Origin of the sequence: Sneathiella sp. HT1-7, assembly GCF_020731145.1 — a bacterium.
Classification (GTDB): domain Bacteria; phylum Pseudomonadota; class Alphaproteobacteria; order Sneathiellales; family Sneathiellaceae; genus Sneathiella.
In genome coordinates, this window is record NZ_JAJFZN010000001.1 from 636639 (window position 1) to 653298 (window position 16660).

General features: G+C 51.6%; 16 protein-coding genes. 11 read left to right on the forward strand and 5 right to left on the reverse strand.

Annotated elements, in window-relative coordinates:
* Positions 1–12: 12 nt before the first annotated feature.
* The 7 genes from rpsO (at position 13) to LKE13_RS03140 (ending at position 7281) form a co-directional block, all read left to right on the forward strand.
* The gene (rpsO, locus tag LKE13_RS03110; protein WP_227948232.1) at positions 13–282 is read left to right on the forward strand and encodes a 30S ribosomal protein S15; all 270 of its coding nucleotides are present in this window, start codon (positions 13–15) and stop codon (positions 280–282) included.
* Between the two features lie 221 nt (positions 283–503).
* A complete protein-coding gene (pnp, locus tag LKE13_RS03115; protein ID WP_227948233.1) occupies positions 504–2606 on the forward strand; it encodes a polyribonucleotide nucleotidyltransferase in 2103 nt (700 codons plus the stop codon).
* A gap of 148 nt (positions 2607–2754) precedes the next feature.
* Positions 2755–4155, forward strand: a complete 1401-nt coding sequence (locus LKE13_RS03120; RefSeq protein ID WP_227948234.1) for an NAD(P)H-dependent flavin oxidoreductase — start codon at positions 2755–2757, stop codon at positions 4153–4155.
* 111 nt (positions 4156–4266) lie between these two features.
* The gene (gene irrA / locus LKE13_RS03125; RefSeq protein ID WP_227948235.1) at positions 4267–4686 is read left to right on the forward strand and encodes an iron response transcriptional regulator IrrA; all 420 of its coding nucleotides are present in this window, start codon (positions 4267–4269) and stop codon (positions 4684–4686) included.
* Positions 4687–4827: 141 nt separating this feature from the next.
* Positions 4828–5247: a rubrerythrin family protein gene (locus LKE13_RS03130; RefSeq protein ID WP_227948236.1), complete on the forward strand. Its 420-nt coding sequence runs from the start codon at positions 4828–4830 to the stop codon at positions 5245–5247.
* Between the two features lie 82 nt (positions 5248–5329).
* Positions 5330–6667, forward strand: coding sequence for a heterodisulfide reductase-related iron-sulfur binding cluster (locus LKE13_RS03135; RefSeq protein WP_227948237.1), 1338 nt, complete (start codon positions 5330–5332; stop codon positions 6665–6667).
* 14 nt (positions 6668–6681) lie between these two features.
* On the forward strand, positions 6682–7281 hold the full coding sequence (locus LKE13_RS03140) for a DUF3501 family protein (protein ID WP_227948238.1): 600 nt from the start codon (positions 6682–6684) through the stop codon (positions 7279–7281).
* Between the two features lie 6 nt (positions 7282–7287).
* Here the strand turns inward: LKE13_RS03140 and LKE13_RS03145 are convergent, their stop codons facing one another.
* A complete protein-coding gene (locus LKE13_RS03145; RefSeq protein ID WP_227948239.1) occupies positions 7288–7785 on the reverse strand; it encodes an SH3 domain-containing protein in 498 nt (165 codons plus the stop codon).
* Positions 7786–7966: 181 nt separating this feature from the next.
* Between LKE13_RS03145 and LKE13_RS03150 the strand changes: the two genes are divergently transcribed.
* Complete coding sequence (locus tag LKE13_RS03150; protein ID WP_227948240.1) at positions 7967–8953, forward strand: 2-hydroxyacid dehydrogenase; 987 nt, start codon at positions 7967–7969, stop codon at positions 8951–8953.
* Positions 8954–9017: 64 nt separating this feature from the next.
* Entirely contained in the window at positions 9018–9650 is a 633-nt protein-coding gene (locus LKE13_RS03155) for a trimeric intracellular cation channel family protein (RefSeq protein WP_227948241.1), read from the forward strand.
* A gap of 62 nt (positions 9651–9712) precedes the next feature.
* Here the strand turns inward: LKE13_RS03155 and LKE13_RS03160 are convergent, their stop codons facing one another.
* The 4 genes from LKE13_RS03160 to LKE13_RS03175 all read right to left on the reverse strand — a co-directional run bounded on the left by LKE13_RS03160 (position 9713) and on the right by LKE13_RS03175 (position 14467).
* A complete protein-coding gene (locus LKE13_RS03160; protein ID WP_227948242.1) occupies positions 9713–10324 on the reverse strand; it encodes a VPLPA-CTERM sorting domain-containing protein in 612 nt (203 codons plus the stop codon).
* A gap of 358 nt (positions 10325–10682) precedes the next feature.
* Positions 10683–11312 carry a MarC family protein gene (locus LKE13_RS03165; protein WP_227948243.1) on the reverse strand — a complete coding sequence of 210 codons (630 nt, stop codon included), beginning with the start codon at positions 11310–11312 and terminating at the stop codon, positions 10683–10685.
* Between the two features lie 76 nt (positions 11313–11388).
* Positions 11389–14250, reverse strand: coding sequence for a DNA polymerase I (gene polA, locus LKE13_RS03170; RefSeq protein WP_227948244.1), 2862 nt, complete (start codon positions 14248–14250; stop codon positions 11389–11391).
* A 37-nt stretch (positions 14251–14287) separates the two neighbouring features.
* Positions 14288–14467: a zinc-finger domain-containing protein gene (locus LKE13_RS03175; protein WP_227948245.1), complete on the reverse strand. Its 180-nt coding sequence runs from the start codon at positions 14465–14467 to the stop codon at positions 14288–14290.
* Between the two features lie 247 nt (positions 14468–14714).
* Between LKE13_RS03175 and LKE13_RS18730 the strand changes: the two genes are divergently transcribed.
* The gene (locus tag LKE13_RS18730; RefSeq protein WP_227948246.1) at positions 14715–15602 is read left to right on the forward strand and encodes an AEC family transporter; all 888 of its coding nucleotides are present in this window, start codon (positions 14715–14717) and stop codon (positions 15600–15602) included.
* 49 nt (positions 15603–15651) lie between these two features.
* On the forward strand, positions 15652–16599 hold the full coding sequence (locus LKE13_RS03185; RefSeq protein WP_227948247.1) for an ABC transporter ATP-binding protein: 948 nt from the start codon (positions 15652–15654) through the stop codon (positions 16597–16599).
* The last annotated feature ends 61 nt before the right edge of the window (positions 16600–16660 follow it).

Consider the following 16660-nt stretch of genomic DNA (forward strand, 5'->3'; position numbering starts at 1 on the left):
TAGGAGAACCCGATGTCGATCACTGCAGAACGTAAAGCAGAACTGATCACGGAATATGCGACAAAAGAAGGGGACACCGGCTCCCCTGAAGTACAGATTGCCATTTTGACTGAACGGATTGGCAACCTTACAGATCATTTCAAAGAACATAAAGGCGATGTGCATTCACGCCGCGGACTGTTAAAAATGGTCAGCCGCCGTCGTCGTCTGCTCGACTACCTACGGAAAGTCGAAGAAACACGTTACCAGGAAACTATTAAGCGCCTTGGTATTCGTAAGTAAAGTTAAGATGCGTGGATCTGTCATACAGACCGCACTCCCAACAAACGCCGGTGTCTGCCTTGGGCTCGCCCATTGCACATCGGCGTTTGCCGCATTTAGGAAGGCTTGATCTTCATAAATGCAACGTTTGAAGTTAAGTAAAATAGAAATAAGGACTGAGGCATAGGGTCTCAGATTTGGCAGGACGGCATGGGGCTGTTCCTGCGTTGGAAGGAAAAAAAATGTTTGAAGTACATCGCAAGGAAGTGATGTGGGGCGGACGTCCGCTCGTATTGGAAACAGGTAAAGTTGCCCGTCAGGCTGACGGTGCAGTTATGATCACATATGGTGGCACGCAGGTACTCTGTACGGCAGTTGCCCAAAGGACACGGAAGCCGGGACTGGATTTCTTCCCGCTCACTGTCAACTATCAGGAAAAAGCATTCGCCGCCGGTAAGATTCCGGGCGGCTTTTTCAAACGCGAAGGTCGTCCGAGTGAAAAAGAAACTCTCACCTCTCGCTTGATCGACCGGCCGCTGCGCCCGTCTTTCGTAACTGGTTTCAAGAATGAAACACAGGTTATTTGCACAGTTCTCGCGCATGACATGGAAAATGACCCGGATGTCGTTGCCCTCGTTGGCGCATCCGCTGCATTGACAATCTCCGGTATTCCATTCCTCGGTCCGGTTGGCGCTGCACGCGTTGGCTTTATTGACGGAGAGTATGTACTGAACCCGGTCGCCGCACAAATGGACGATACCAAGCTAGACCTTGTGATCGCTGGCACAGAAGAAGCCGTACTGATGATCGAATCAGAAGCGCACGAACTCAGCGAAGAAGAAATGCTGGGCGCAGTGATGTATGGCCATCGCGAAATGCAGACGGTTCTAGATGCAATTATCGAGCTTGCAGAAGCTTGTGCGAAAGAACCCTGGGATTTCACACCCGAGGAAACAGACAAGGATCTGGAAGCAAAAGTAACGGCCGCTGCTGAATCCGCGCTCGCCGATGCTTACAAAGAGCAGGTCAAGCAAACTCGGACAGATAAAGTGTCAGCTGCGAAGGAAGCTGCGATTGCCTCACTTGATGAAGATGAGCGTGAAGATGCTGGCGGTATCCTGAAAAAGATCGAGAAGAAAATTGTCCGTGGCAACATCATTGCAACGGGTAGCCGCATTGATGGACGGGATACCAAAACGGTTCGCCCGATTATCGCTGAAATCGGCTCCCTGCCGCGTAGTCATGGCTCTGCTCTTTTCACACGCGGAGAAACACAGGCTCTGGTCGTTGCCACCCTCGGCACCGGACAGGACGAGCAGATCGTGGATGCGCTTGCGGGCGAGTATCGCGAAAACTTCATGCTTCACTATAACTTCCCACCCTATTCGGTCGGTGAAGTCGGTCGTATCGGTTTTACCGGTCGCCGGGAAGTCGGGCATGGCAAGTTGGCATGGCGGGCAATCCATCCACTATTGCCTGCAAAAGACAAATTCCCATACACATTGCGAGTTGTCTCGGAAGTGACCGAATCTAACGGTTCTTCCTCTATGGCAACTGTATGCGGTACATCTCTTGCGTTGATGGATGCGGGCGTTCCGCTCGAACGCCCCGTGGCCGGTATTGCCATGGGCCTTATTCTGGAAGAAGACGGCCAATTTGCCGTTCTTTCTGATATTCTGGGTGATGAAGACCATCTCGGTGATATGGACTTCAAGGTTGCGGGTACCGATAAAGGGATTACCTCGCTCCAGATGGATATCAAGATTTCCGGCATTACAGAGGAAATCATGCGCATCGCGCTTGCACAGGCCACCGAAGGCCGACTGCATATCCTGAAAGAGATGGGCAAGGCAATCGACAGCGCCCGTGACGGCGTTCGTGATGGCGCCCCTCGTATTACTCAGCTGCAGGTCCATAAAGACAAAATCCGCGATATTATCGGAACAGGTGGCAAGGTTATTCGCGAAATCTGCGAAGTGACCGGCGCCAAAATCGATATCGAGGATGATGGCACCGTCAAGGTTGCCGCAACCACAACTGAAAGTGCGGATGCGGCCATCAACTGGATTAAATCCATCGTTGATGATCCTGAAGTTGGCGTGACCTACACAGGTAAAGTCGTGAAAGTCGTTGATTTCGGTGCTTTCGTGAATTTCTTCGGAAACCGCGATGGCCTCGTTCATATTTCCGAACTGGCGCCGCAGCGCGTCGGCAAGGTTACCGACGTTGTCAACGAAGGCGATGAAGTTCGCGTGAAAGTTCTAGAGATTGACGGTCGCGGCAAAGTACGGCTTTCCATGAAGGCCGTTCTGGCAGACGACGAAAAGGCTGCAGCGGAGGAATAAGGCTCCAACGCCAGCTATATTCGAGATCGAGGGCGGTGTGGACGTAGTTGTCCTGCCGCCCTCGTTTTTTATATGTCTCTTGATGCTTGGGCTACCATGCTCTAAGTGTTAAGTTAATGCTTAGGTATGTAGCCATAGGAATTATCTCGTGAAGCCGTTGAATTCGATTATGTTGTCAGGCAAGGAAGCCCTGCCCCTGATTGAGGGTGGCAAAGGCATTGCTGTATCTTCTGGGCAAAGCTCAGGCGCTTGGGCTGCCGCGGGCGGTGTTGCGACTTTCTCAGGCGTCAATGCCGACAGCTTCGACGATGAGGGAAATATTATTCCGCAAATTTACCATGGTCGTACACGGCGGGACCGTCATGACGAACTGGTTGCCTATGGCATTAAAGGCGGTATTGCCCAGGCCCAGATAGCTCACGAGCTTGCAAGTGGAAACGGTCGCATTCACATGAATGTTCTTTGGGAAATGGGTGGCGCGGAACGTATCCTCCACGGCGTTCTTGAGGGAACCAAAGGCCTGATTCACGGAATAACCTGCGGCGCTGGCATGCCCTATCGCATTGCGCAGATCGCCGCCGACTATAAGGTTCACTACTATCCGATAATTTCCTCCGCGCGGGCCTTTCGTGCGTTGTGGAAGCGCGCGTATCACAAATTTTCCGAATGGCTTGGTGGCGTCGTATATGAAGACCCTTGGCTTGCGGGCGGACATAACGGCCTTAGCAATGTTGAAGATCCGCTGAAGCCTGAGGATCCCTACCCACGGGTCGCAGAATTACGCAAGCTCATGAATGAGATGGGCCTTAACAACGTACCGATCATCATGGCAGGAGGTGTTTGGCATATTGACGAATGGGAGCATTGGCTCGACAATCCGGAAATCGGCCCGATTGCGTTCCAGTTTGGCACCCGACCGCTTCTCACGGAAGAGAGCCCTATTTCCGATGCCTGGAAGAAAAAACTTGGCACACTGAAAAAGGGCGACGTCTTTCTCAATAAATTCAGCCCAACTGGTTTCTGGTCTTCTGCCGTGCGCAACGAATTCCTGGACGAGCTGAAAGCTCGCTCTGAACGGCAGGTTGCGTTTTCAAACGAACCTATCGGAGCGCATGATACGTCTTTCGGTATCGGCGCCCGCAAGCGAGAAGTTTACCTGACGGCAGAAGATAAAGGTCGGGCGGAAGGCTGGATCGCGGAAGGGTACACCGAGACCATGAAGACTCCGGACTCAACGCTCATTTTCGTATCGCCTGAGAAAATGGCGGAAATACGTAAAGACCAGATTGATTGTATGGGATGCCTCTCCCAATGCTCTTTCTCCAACTGGGCGGAAGGCGAAAAGGGCAACACAGGCCGGAAAGCTGATCCGAGAAGCTTCTGCATCCAGAAAACCCTGCAGGACGTGATCCATTCCGATGCAAATATTGAGAATAATCTTATGTTTGCCGGGCATGGCGCATATCGTTTCGCGACTGATCCATTCTATGCAGATGGCTTCATTCCGACCGTCAAGCAGCTGATCGAGCGAATAATGACAGGAAAATAGCCCGAAAAGTGGGAAACTTACTGTTGCAGATTTGAATTATTAAAATAAATCCTATATACTTATAATAATGTTCCTCACTGGAGAGGAGCTTAGACATATAGAGTGTAGCCAATGGTGCAATCTGAGTTAATGGATTTAGAGAAAAAACTGAGGGATGCTCAGTTACGGCCAACCAAGCAACGCTTGGTATTGGCACAGTTGTTATTCTCTGATGGCAATCGTCACATCACGGCGGAGCGCTTGCATAATGACGCCATGGGCGCAAATGTTGCGATATCACTCGCCACTATCTACAACAATTTACATCAATTTACCGCCGCTGGTCTCCTGAGGGAAGTTGTTGTGGATTCAAGCCGTTCTTATTTCGATACGAATGTAACGCCGCATCACCATTTCTTTCATGAACAATCCGGCACTTTGGAAGATATCGCGAAGAACGACCTTAAGGTCGACAATATCCCTCCGCTCCCCGATGGTACGGAAATCAGCAGTGTCGATGTAATTGTGCGCGTAAGTTCGACCCAAAAATAGTATCTTCCGCCCATTCCTAAGATTTATTGTTTAGAAGAATTCTAATTTATTGACAGTGGTTTTTCCGGGACCTATATTATTTGGGTAATCCTGTTCTGTCTTGAACAGACCTAATCCAAATTTTCATTCTAGGAGGACTTCATGTCTCTAGCGGGAAGCAAAACCGAACAAAATCTGAAAGATGCCTTTGCAGGTGAATCACAGGCGAACCGCCGTTACCTTTACTTCGCTCAGAAAGCGGATGTCGAAGGATACAACGATGTTGCAACGGTTTTCCGCTCAACGGCGGAAGGTGAAACCGGCCATGCACACGGCCACCTGGAATACCTTGAAGAAGTAGGCGATCCGGCAACCGGCCTGCCCATCGGCGGCACTTCCGATAACCTCAAAGCAGCTGTTGCTGGCGAAACTCACGAATATACTGATATGTATCCGGGTATGGCCAAAACCGCGCGCGAAGAAGGCCATGACGAGATTGCCGACTGGTTCGAAACCCTTGCAAAGGCAGAAAAAAGCCATGCGGGCCGTTTCCAGAAAGCACTCAACACACTGGACGACTAATCCGGCTTTCGGATTCAATTTCCGGGATAGCGAGTTTTAGATTCGCTATCCCTTCGCTCCCAGTTACATTCAGAGGAATATTATGCGCGAAGGAAGTTTGGACGCGCCGACACGGCACATTATTGACTGGAATAATCCAGAATTCTATGACGAGCAGAAACTGGACGACGAGTTGCGCCGTGTGTTTGACATTTGCCACGGCTGCCGACGTTGCTTTAATTTATGCGATTCCTTCCCTCGCCTGTTCGATCTTATCGACGCCTCTGAAACCGAAGAACTCGATTCTGTCTCCTCGGAGGATTTTAAACCGGTCGTCGATGCCTGTACGCTCTGTGACATGTGCTTTATGACCAAATGCCCATATGTACCACCGCATGAGTTCAATCTGGATTTTCCGCATTTGATGCTGCGTTATCGCGCTGTGGAAAAGAAAAACGGCAAAGATTCGTTTGTAAGCCGGGAGCTTTCCAAGACTGATCGCAACGGTAAACTCGCCGCCCCCGTTGCACCACTTGCAAACTGGGCTACAAAAACTTCCAATGGAATGACCCGCGGTATTATGGAAGCGACGCTCGGCATTGATAAGCATGCCGCTCTTCCCAAATACCAGTCCAAGACCCTTGAGGTCCGCGCCAAAGAAAACCCGCTGGAAATCAACAAAGATGCCCCGGCCTATGGTCGCAAGGCGGTCATCTATGCCACTTGCTTTGGTAATTACAACAATCCCGCCACCGGGGAAGCCACCCGTAAAGTGCTGGCCAAGAATGGTATTGAGACAGAAGTTGTCTATCCCGGATGTTGCGGCATGCCGCTGATGGAACAGGGGGACCTTAAGGGCGTCGTTGAAAATGCCAAAAAGGTTTCTGCAGACCTCGGTAGCTGGATTGACAAAGGCTACGATGTCATTGCGCTTGTCTCTTCCTGCGCGTTGATGCTGAAGTTCGAATGGCCATTGCTGGCACCAGACGATGCGTCCATAGCGAAACTCTCGAAGGCGACCTTTGATGTCGCGGAATATGTAATGGAATTCGCCAAGAAGGAAGGTATCGCAGACGGCATGCAACCCATTGGTGATAGCATGGCCATGCATCTCGCGTGCCACGCACGGGCCCAGAATATGGGCGCGAAGGGAGCGGAAGTGCTCCGCCTCATCCCCGATGCCAAAGTCGCGGTAATTGAGCGGTGTTCCGGCCACGGCGGCTCTTGGGGGATCATGAAAGGCAATTATGAGACCGCACTCAAGGTTGGCAAGCCGGCAGCGCGCACAGCTCTCAAATCCAATGCAAAATATATTGCATCCGAATGCCCGCTGGCGGCAGAGCATTTGTTGCAGGGAATTGAAAATCTCGGAACCGATGGAGCCGAAGAAAAAACGGCCTTACATCCGATTGAACTTTTGGCCAAAGCCTATGGCCTGTAAAAGGAATAATTGTTATGACTGCCGCTCAAAAACGTGAAATTACGCCGGAAGATATTCTGCCCCTCGCCGAATATCAGAAAATTCGGAAAGAACATAAACAGAAGCTCATCCCTATAAAAAAGAACCGCCGGGTAGAAATCGGCCCTTTTGCGACATTCTACTTTGAGAATTACGACACCATGTGGTCGCAAATTCAGGAAATGCTGTATATCGAACAAGGGGGCGATGAGCAGTTAAAAGACGAACTTGAAGCCTATAATCCGCTCATTCCAAACGGGTCGGAACTCGTGGCAACACTGATGATCGAAATCGATGATCCGGTTCGCCGTGACTTTATGCTGCGCCAGCTCGGACATATCGAGAGGACGATTTATCTCTCCATTGGCGGCGAGAAAATCTACGCCGTGCCGGAAGAGGAAGTGGAACGCACTACGGATGACGGCAAAGCCTCCTCCATCCATTTTCTCCATTTTCCCCTGACCGAAACGCAGAAGGCTGCGTTCAAAGACCCCGCAACGGAAATTCAGCTCGGTATCGAGCATGAAAACTATGGACATATTGCACTGATCAAGAGCGACACGCGCACTTCGTTGGCCGAAGACCTGAGCGCCTAAGTCGGACTAGCGAATTTTCTCGTTCTCATATACCCCATAGAACTGGTTGGCCATGAGCCAGCCAGTGAGGCCGGCAATCTCGATTTCGCACCAGCGCCCGTCGCATTCTTCCAACTTGCCAACTACTCCCGGCTCAGCAAGCAGGACGACGGGGCTGCTTTCGTCAGGATCTTCATAGACCGCCCGAACCTCACCCGTAATGATCAAGGTTCTGCGACTACTGATAAGATTACGGTGCACCCAGCCGATTGAACCATCGGTATCACGGATTTGCCGCCAAAGCTCATACTCCTCAACCACTTCAACCGGCCAGCCGCGGCGGACATAGACCCATTTGATAGGATAGCGGGTCCCCGGCCCGGCGCGGACATTAACCTTATCTGACGACAGGGAGACAAAACGCGGCAACGGCAAGCCGGTCTCCGATCCCGTTGGGCCCGCATTGGACAGGGGAGCGATCAGGATCAGGGTTAAAAAGCCAAGAATAGCAAGACTGCGTTTCAATATGCCAGTACCTTTGTATATTACAGGCGGACGTCATCTTATGCCGCGTGACAGGGCGTCCGGTCAAGGGTTCAAAAAAACTGGTGCCCCTAACCCAAGGTCGCAATTGTAACCGCCCACATGATCTGCTAGATAAAGTCTATTGGTCTTGCCAAAAATCCAGGAACAAGAGAGTCATCAAATGCCGCAGAAGAAACCCATCGTTGTTGTTACAAGAAGGCTTCCGGACGTTATCGAAACCCGCATGATGGAGCTGTTCGATACGCGGCTGAACCATGACGATACGCCGATGACCCAAAGCCAGTTGATCGAGGCGGTAAAGACGGCGGATGTTCTTGTGCCAACCGTGACAGATAAAATCGATCTTGGCGTACTCAGCCAGACGAACCCCAACCTCAAACTAATTGCGAGCTTCGGCACGGGTGTTGATCATATTGATCTGGCCACAGCTCGCCAACGTAACATTACTGTGACGAACACACCCGGTGTCCTGACCGAGGACACCGCCGATATGACCATGGCGCTGATCATGGCGGTACCGCGCCGCCTGACAGAGGGTGAACGTATGATGCGGTCCGGCAACTGGACAGGCTGGTCCCCGACCAGCATGCTCGGCCACCGGATCTGGGGCAAGCGCCTCGGCATCATTGGTATGGGCCGGATCGGCCAGGCAGTCGCCCGCCGCGCACGTGCCTTCGGTCTTTCCATCCATTACCATAACCGCAATCGACTGCCGGAATATGTCGAAAATGAGCTAGAGGCGACCTATTGGGAGAGCCTCGATCAGATGCTGGCGCGGATGGATATCGTGTCCGTCAATTGCCCGCATACGCCGGCAACGTTTCATCTGCTCAATGCTCGGCGCTTGGCACTCTTGCAGCCAAGCTGTTACGTGGTCAATACATCGCGTGGAGAAGTCGTTGATGAAAACGCCCTGACACGCCTACTCCGGAATGGCAAGGTCGCGGGTGCGGGCCTTGACGTGTTCGAACATGAACCCGCCGTCAATCCTCGCCTGATGGAACTTGATAATGTTATTCTTCTGCCGCATATGGGCTCAGCGACGATCGAAGGACGCATTGATATGGGCGAGAAGGTCCTGATCAATATCAAGACCTTTATCGACGGACACACCCCGCCCGACCGGGTTTTGCAGGCGATGTTGTAACAGCGGAACTCTTGCGCTTTCCATCAATCTGGCGGATCATTCGCCATTCACTGAGGGAGGCGTGATGTTTTTGGATTTCGTAACCATTCTTGATCTTATTGGTGTTGCTGTCTTCGCCGCGACAGGCGGACTTGTGGCCAGCCGTAAGGAAATGGACCTGATCGGTTTCGGCATGATGGCCACTTTTACCGGCATTGGCGGTGGTACCATGCGAGATGTCATTCTTGACCAGCCCGTTTTCTGGATCGAGGACCCCCGGTATTTGCTGGTATGTCTGGGCATGGCCACCCTGCTGTATTTTTTCGCCTCCCATGTTCAAAGACGCTACATCGTCCTGCTCTGGAGCGATGCCATCGGGCTGGCCGCATTTGCAGTTCTTGGTGCCGAAATTGCCAGAGGGAGCGATGTTGGCCCCCTCATTGCTGTTGTACTTGGTATAATTACGGCAACTTTCGGCGGACTCGTACGGGATCTTGTTGCGGGCGAAACACCTCTCCTCCTAAAGCAGGAAGTATATGCCACAGCGGCACTTATCAGTGCGGCTGTCTATGTCATTGCAATTGAATTGGGCGGTATAACGCCCCTTATCGCTGCTTGCGGTGCTATTGTGACAGGCTTTTCTGTGCGCGCCGGTGCCATCCTGTTTGGCTGGTCGCTCCCCCGCTATAAACAACGTGCAGGTCGGATCTATAAATAGAAAATAAAAAGCGGTGACCCAAAGGCCGCCGCTTCAAATAGGAGTATCTTTATTAAGGGGGTTTAAGCTACCAATGCTGCGGATTTACGACGCTTGCGCCATCCAAAAAACCCGAGGACAGCAAGACCTGCACCATAAAGTGGCAACGCAGCCGGGAGCGGTACTGCAGATACCGTCATATTTGCATATTCAAATGCGTTGCTTCCCGAGGTAAAGCGAACTTCGTCAAAAACGCCCGTTGCCATGATCGAGGCGACAATGAAGCCCAGACCATTGCTGACACTGCTAAGCTGTGCGTCATCGCCATGTAGGGCGTCTACCCAATTGCCCTGATAGTAAAATTCAAGGCCATTGTAACCATCAACGGATCCCCACATAAAATCGATCGCATAAAAACCCGTGTCAAACATATAGGACGCGTATGACCCTTTCTGTACCGAGGTGTAGGTACCAACGCCATCAAGTGCAGTTCCTTGCCAAGGCGAACGATATTGGTTGGCCACTGATGTGGTCAGGTTCTCATAAACCGTACCAACGGACGTTGTCGGGGATGGAACACCGGTATCCGCAGCAGGTAGATCTGTTGTCCAGGAAACGACGGCTGATTGTGCCGGAAGAGCAAAGAAGCCAGAAAGAGCCGCGACGGCCAAAAATGTCTTAAATAATTTAATCATAGTTTGGTACTCCTACTACTGTTCTTAAATCACGCTACTTACGAAAACCTTTAAATATTACGCCTAACCCTAAAAAAATATTCTTAACGAAGGCCATTTTCGTACGCGCCAGTTAATTGCAAAGCAAAAATCGCAAAATTAATCGCTCATAAATGACGATAACTTGCCTTATTGTCAACACAATTTACCCAATATTTGCGTAAAATCTAATGTAAAATACTGATGTTCCTTAGCAAATCACTCATGCAATTTCGCCACGGCATGTTCACCTTAACTATCTGATATGGTTAATTTTTTCAAATTCATGGTTAATATGCGGGCGATTCGATCTACTCTATAGCGAGCCAAGGAACAAGTGCTATCCCAAAAGCCCGCTATCACGAATGCCATTAAAAATAAACTGCACCGCCAGAGCGGCCAATAACACGCCAACCACACGCGAAATCACGTGAAGCCCAGTCACACCGAGAAGCTTATGCACCTGCGTTGCCAACAGCATCAACAGGAATGTCAGCAGCACCATGCCAAGAAGAACAGCAATCACCAGTGCCGTCTCGACTGTATCCCCTTTCGTCTCGGCGACGAGCAGGACCGCAGCGCCAATCGCGCCAGGACCAGCGATTAAGGGCGTGGCCAGCGGAAAAACCGAGACATCCTTCTTGCCTTGCGCCTCGACCTTTTCTTCATCTGTGGCGGTGGTACTGCCAGAGTCACGTGCAAACACCATATCAATCGCGATCAGCAATAGCAAAATACCACCGGAGGCCTGTAGCGCGGGCAAGGTGATACCAAAACTCGTCAAAACCGCTTTTCCAAAAAGCGCAAAGAAGAGAAGTATCCCGCCGCCAATCAGCGAACCTTTCAGCGCCATCTGCCGCCGTTCTTTTGGGGTTGCTCCAACCGTAAGCGCCGCGAACAAAGCTGCCACATCCAGCGGCCCGATTGTCGCGAAAAAAGTTGTAAAGGCAACCAGCGCGGTTTCCAGCATTGAATTCCTTACCATCAAGGTGGAACTGATATGACCCTAACTTGCTCCGGCATATGTCGCAAGGGATGCGTTCCGATTAGTGGGCTTCGCCCCAATTGTCCCCGATCCCGGCATCGACAATCAACGGAACGGAAAGCTCAACCGCTGGCTGGGCGGCGCTCTCCATCACCGATTTGACAATCTCGGATGTTTTCTCTACTTCACCCTCCGGCATTTCGAAGATTAGCTCGTCATGCACCTGAAGCAGCATACGTGCAGAGAGCTTTTCGGTCGCCAAGACATCCGGCAATCGAACCATCGCCCGCTTGATAATATCGGCGGCGGAACCTTGAATAGGAGCATTGATAGCTGCCCGTTCGGAAAAACTCCGCCGAGCCCCGTTTTTATCGTTAATCCCCGGAAGATAAACCCTGCGGCCAAAGAGCGTTTCCACGTAACCATTATCGTGACAGAAACTCTTTGTGTTGCTCATATAGTCCTTGATGCCCGGATACTGGACAAAATACTGGTCGATATAGCCTTGAGCCTCGGTTCTGGAGACACCGAGCTGGCGCGCCAGCCCAAAGGCGCTAATCCCATAAATAATACCGAAATTGATCGCCTTCGCAGAACGGCGCATCATTGGGTCCATGCCCTCAATCGACACACCGAAAACCTGCGATGCCGTTTTCGCATGAATGTCGAGGCCTTCTGCGAATGCCTCTTTCAGGGATTGGATATCGGCGATATGGGCAAGCAGACGCAGCTCAATTTGCGAATAGTCTGCGCTGATCAGTTTATTCCCCTCTTCCGCAATAAATGCCTGACGCAGCTTGCGCCCCTCTTCTGTGCGGATAGGAATGTTCTGGACATTGGGCTCACTGGAAGCCAGCCGACCGGTGGATGCCGCGGCGAGCGAGAATGAGGTGTGAATGCGTCCCGTCTTGGAATTTATCTGTCCTTGAAGCGCATCCGTATAGGTACTTTTCAGCTTGGAAAGCTGGCGCCAATCGAGAACTTTCTGCGCGAGTTCCACGCCATCCGCAGCCAGCCCCTCCAACACATTAACATCCGTAGTATAGGCACCGGTCTTGCCTTTCTTGCCGCCAGACAGCCCCATTTTATCAAACAGGATTTGCCCAAGCTGCTTCGGCGATCCGACGTTAAATTCTTCGCCCGCGAGATCGTGAATTTCCGCAACCAGCCCGTCCATCCGTGCCCCGAAATCAGCGGAAAGGTTACTTAAGAGCTTGGCGTCCACCTTGACGCCCTCCTGCTCCATCTTTGCGATGACGGGCACTAAGGGTCGCTCAATCGTTTCATAAAGAGTGACGGCTTTCACTTTCACAAGTTGCCGTTTCAGGAGTTGATACAGGCGGAGCGTAATGTCCGCATCTTCCGCCGCATACTCCGTCGCCTTGTCGATGGGCACCTCGGCAAAGGTAATCTGGGATTTGCCGGTTCCGGCCACTTCCTTAAATGGAATCGGGGTTATGCCAAAATGAAGCTTCGACAGTTCATCCATACCGTGCCCATGCAAACCCGCCTCCTGACAATAGGAGAGAAGCATCGTATCGTCGATCGGCGTGACCTGCACCCCTTCCTGCGAGAGGATGACTTGGTCGTACTTGATATTCTGGCCAATCTTCATCACGCCCGGATCTTCGAGGAGCGGTTTCAGCGCCGCTAGAACCTCCGCTTTCGGAAGCTGAGGCGGGACATCGTCCGCCCCTTTTTCCGCCGCGCCATCAAAATCAAACCCGCCCTGCGACTTGGGATTTACATGCCCAACCGGAATGTAACAGGCATTCCCCGGATGAATAGAAAGGGAAATGCCGACAAGTGACGCCTGCATGGCATTCAAACTGGTGGTTTCCGTATCAACCGCAACATGTCCAATGCGATACGCCTCCTTTATCCAGGCCCGAAGCGCGTCCATTTCAAGGATAGTAGTATATGTGACATTTTCAACTTTCGGCGCGCCGCTCTCTGCCTCGACCGGATCATCCTCAGGCAATGCCGCCGCGTCCTCGCGAAACCCTTTCCCGAAAAACCCCATCACCCGACTGGTGAGTTGCTTGAATTCATTTTCTTTGAGAAAGGCAATCAGGTCTTCGGCGGTTGGCATCTGCACGGTTAGGTCCATGACATCGATATCAAGCTCGACATCATTTTTGAGCGTCACCAGATCGCGGCTGACCCTTGCCATTTCGGCATTCTCGATAAGTTTTTCACGGCGCCCCTTCTGCGGAATTTCCGCTGCCCGCTCAAGCAGGGTATCTAGGTCGCCAAACTCATTGATCAGCAGCGCGGCCGTCTTGATACCAATGCCAGGGACACCCGGAACATTGTCGACGCTGTCCCCTGCCAATGACTGAACATCGATCACCCGCTCCGGTCCGACGCCAAATTTTTCCTGCACGCCCTCTTCGCCAATCATCTTGTTTTTCATTGGATCGAGCATGGTCACGTCACCACCGACGAGTTGCATCAAATCCTTATCAGAGGAGACAATCACGCATTCCATGCCGTTCGCGCGAGCCTGAGCTGCATAAGTCGCGATGATATCATCAGCCTCGAAGCCTTCCTTCTCGATCGCCGGGACATTGAACGCGCGTGTTGCCTCTCGCACTAACGGAAATTGTGGAATCAGATCTTCCGGAGGGGCATCCCGGTTGGCCTTATATTCTGGATAAATTTCAGACCGGAAAGTCTTACGGCTGGTATCGAAAATAACCGCAAGATGGCTCACCCGACCGTCTGCCTGGGTATCCTGAATAAGCTTGAACAGCATATTGGAAAAGCCGAGAACTGCGCCCGTAGGCGTCCCGTCCGAGCGGGTCATAGGCTGCCGCCCTCGAATCATCGCGAAATATGCACGGAAGATGTAGCCCGATCCGTCGACCAGATAAATCCTGTGTTTTTGATTTGGATCGCCCGTGACGTCCGGTTCGGTCATGCCGCATTCCCGTCTTTTACTTCGAAATTCGCAAAAATCAGTGGCCGCCGCTGACCTTCGCGCCCGCCTTCAAAACATATACTCGGCTGCAGTAAGGGCATTCAACCTGCCCCTTGTCCCCCATATTGAGATAGACGCGCGGATGGCCGAGGGAGCCCTTCCCGCCATCACAGGCAACTTTCGGGCTGTCAACTTCAATTGTCTCAATAGCTTGCATAAAGCCGTCTCACTTCTTCTGCTGATAAACGCTGATCGCCAGAGGCTTCATCGAATTCTCGATCTGCTGGCACTGCATGGATGATATCGATTGGGCACAGGGACGCAACCGGGAAATGATGCAATTTACTATTTGTGCGGTGTTATCATAGTCCTGCCGAAAGAAAAATTTGCCTTGCACTGTCAACATGACTAATTTCGGGCTCCGTCAGCGCGCAGGCAGATATATCCATAGACAGGGGGAGCTCGTGGAGGCGCTATTCATTCATGTTACCAATGTTCTTCTCCCAGTGCTGCTATGTGTGGCGGTCGGATACGGGCTTGCGCTATTCAAAACTAATTTCGACACCAAGACCATCGGCAGCATTGTGGGCAATGTTGGCTATCCGACGCTGATCCTATCGCACCTCACCGCCAAGCATATCTCTTTCGGCGCTTTTCTTGATGTCATGGCAGCGGCAGCAGTCATGATACTCTGCTTCGCTATTATTGCTTTTGCCTTCCTGAAAATCATCCGCAAGCCTGTCCGGGCCTTTCTCTCGCCAATGATATTGAACAACGCTGGTAATATCGGCCTACCGATCAGCCTGCTGGCGTTTGGAAACGAAGGCATGGCAGTCGGCCTTGCTGTTGTAGCGGTCGTTATCGCCGGCATCTTCACCATCGGCATGTGGATCCCTATCGGAAAAGTCTCGTTCCTCGATCTCATTCGACAGCCAGCTGTCTATAGCGTTGTTCTCGCGCTCATCCTGATGGGCACGGGCACCAGCTTGCCCGCACCGATCGCTTCTTGCTTCAGCATTCTCAGCGGACTCGCAATCCCGCTTATGCTGCTCACCCTTGGCTTTACTTTGGCAACGTTGCGGTTGGACGGAATTATTACCGGGGCCTATCTTGCGCTCTTCCATATTGCCATGGCAGCCACCGTCGCCTATATGATCACTTGGTTGTTCGGGTTTACCGGGACCACCCGCGGCGTTTTTATATTGATGTGCCTGATGCCAGCGTCCGTCGCGACATATCTTTGGGTAGAGCGTTACCAAAGTGAATATGCATCCGATGTAGCCAGCTATATCATGATTTCGACATTGCTGACGATTGCTGTAGTTCCGCTCGCATTGACCTTTTGGATATGATGTCGCGATTGTCCAGTTCATTAATAAACTAAGAATTGAAAATAATAGTATGACCGACATAACGTCCACCACACCGGCTTTAAGGGTCCGGGACCTTACAAAAATATACAGAATTAAGGGTCCTGCACCAGATAAGACAGCGTTAAAAAGCATCAATCTGGAGGTAAAGCATGGCTCCTTCTTTGGGTTACTGGGGCCTAATGGCGCGGGCAAATCAACCCTGATCAATATCATCGCCGGACTTGTCAATAAAACAAGCGGAGAGGTTCAGATTTGCGGCTTCGATACAGTAAAAGACATGCGTGCAGCACGAAGTGCCGTTGGCGTTGTTCCACAGGAACTCAATCTCGACGCGTTTTTCACACCGCGTGAGGTGATGGAGTTTCAGGCCGGGCTTTACGGCGTTCCCAAATCAGAGCGGCGTACTGATGAAATCCTCGCCGCCATGGGCTTGAGCGACAAGGCCGATGTTTATGCGCGCACCCTATCGGGCGGCATGCGACGGCGGCTGCTCGTCGCCAAGGCCATGGTGCATCGCCCTGAAGTTCTGATCCTCGATGAACCGACGGCCGGCGTGGATATCGAACTCCGTCAGCAACTCTGGAACTATGTAAAGAAGCTCAATGAGGAGGGAACGACAATTATCCTCACCACTCATTATCTAGAAGAAGCGGAAGAGCTCTGCGACACAATCGCGATCATAAATCACGGTGAAGTTGTTGCTTGTGAGCCGACCGAAGCCTTGCTTGGAAAGATCGACATTAAAAATGTCTGCTTACTTCTTGGTCATGATATCACGGAAGTGCCGGAGCACTTAAAGCAATTCAACGCGACACTTTCTCATGGCCGGCGGATCAATATTTCATATCATCCGAGCGAAACGAAAATGGCAAAAATTCTCACAGCTGCCGCAGATGACGGCCTCGACATCGTCGACCTCACAACGGAGGAGCCAGACCTTGAGGACGCTTTCCTTCAGATGACGTCCTCAGGTTAGCGCGTCTCAATCGCAACGGCTTGCAACTACTGAATGAGGTAGATTGCATGCTCGATTTTTT

What these genes read in the sequence shown, in the direction of transcription:
- LKE13_RS03175 (WP_227948245.1), bottom strand. Translation starts at nt 14,467, where the DNA reads ATGCAAGCTATTGAGACAATTGAAGTTGACAGCCCGAAAGTTGCCTGT.
- pnp (WP_227948233.1), top strand. Translation starts at nt 504, where the DNA reads ATGTTTGAAGTACATCGCAAGGAAGTGATGTGGGGCGGACGTCCGCTC.
- LKE13_RS03155 (WP_227948241.1), top strand. Translation starts at nt 9,018, where the DNA reads ATGTTTTTGGATTTCGTAACCATTCTTGATCTTATTGGTGTTGCTGTC.
- polA (WP_227948244.1), bottom strand. Translation starts at nt 14,250, where the DNA reads ATGACCGAACCGGACGTCACGGGCGATCCAAATCAAAAACACAGGATT.
- LKE13_RS03165 (WP_227948243.1), bottom strand. Translation starts at nt 11,312, where the DNA reads ATGCTGGAAACCGCGCTGGTTGCCTTTACAACTTTTTTCGCGACAATC.
- LKE13_RS03130 (WP_227948236.1), top strand. Translation starts at nt 4,828, where the DNA reads ATGTCTCTAGCGGGAAGCAAAACCGAACAAAATCTGAAAGATGCCTTT.
- irrA (WP_227948235.1), top strand. Translation starts at nt 4,267, where the DNA reads ATGGTGCAATCTGAGTTAATGGATTTAGAGAAAAAACTGAGGGATGCT.
- rpsO (WP_227948232.1), top strand. Translation starts at nt 13, where the DNA reads ATGTCGATCACTGCAGAACGTAAAGCAGAACTGATCACGGAATATGCG.
- LKE13_RS03160 (WP_227948242.1), bottom strand. Translation starts at nt 10,324, where the DNA reads ATGATTAAATTATTTAAGACATTTTTGGCCGTCGCGGCTCTTTCTGGC.
- LKE13_RS03150 (WP_227948240.1), top strand. Translation starts at nt 7,967, where the DNA reads ATGCCGCAGAAGAAACCCATCGTTGTTGTTACAAGAAGGCTTCCGGAC.
- LKE13_RS03135 (WP_227948237.1), top strand. Translation starts at nt 5,330, where the DNA reads ATGCGCGAAGGAAGTTTGGACGCGCCGACACGGCACATTATTGACTGG.
- LKE13_RS03140 (WP_227948238.1), top strand. Translation starts at nt 6,682, where the DNA reads ATGACTGCCGCTCAAAAACGTGAAATTACGCCGGAAGATATTCTGCCC.
- LKE13_RS03185 (WP_227948247.1), top strand. Translation starts at nt 15,652, where the DNA reads ATGACCGACATAACGTCCACCACACCGGCTTTAAGGGTCCGGGACCTT.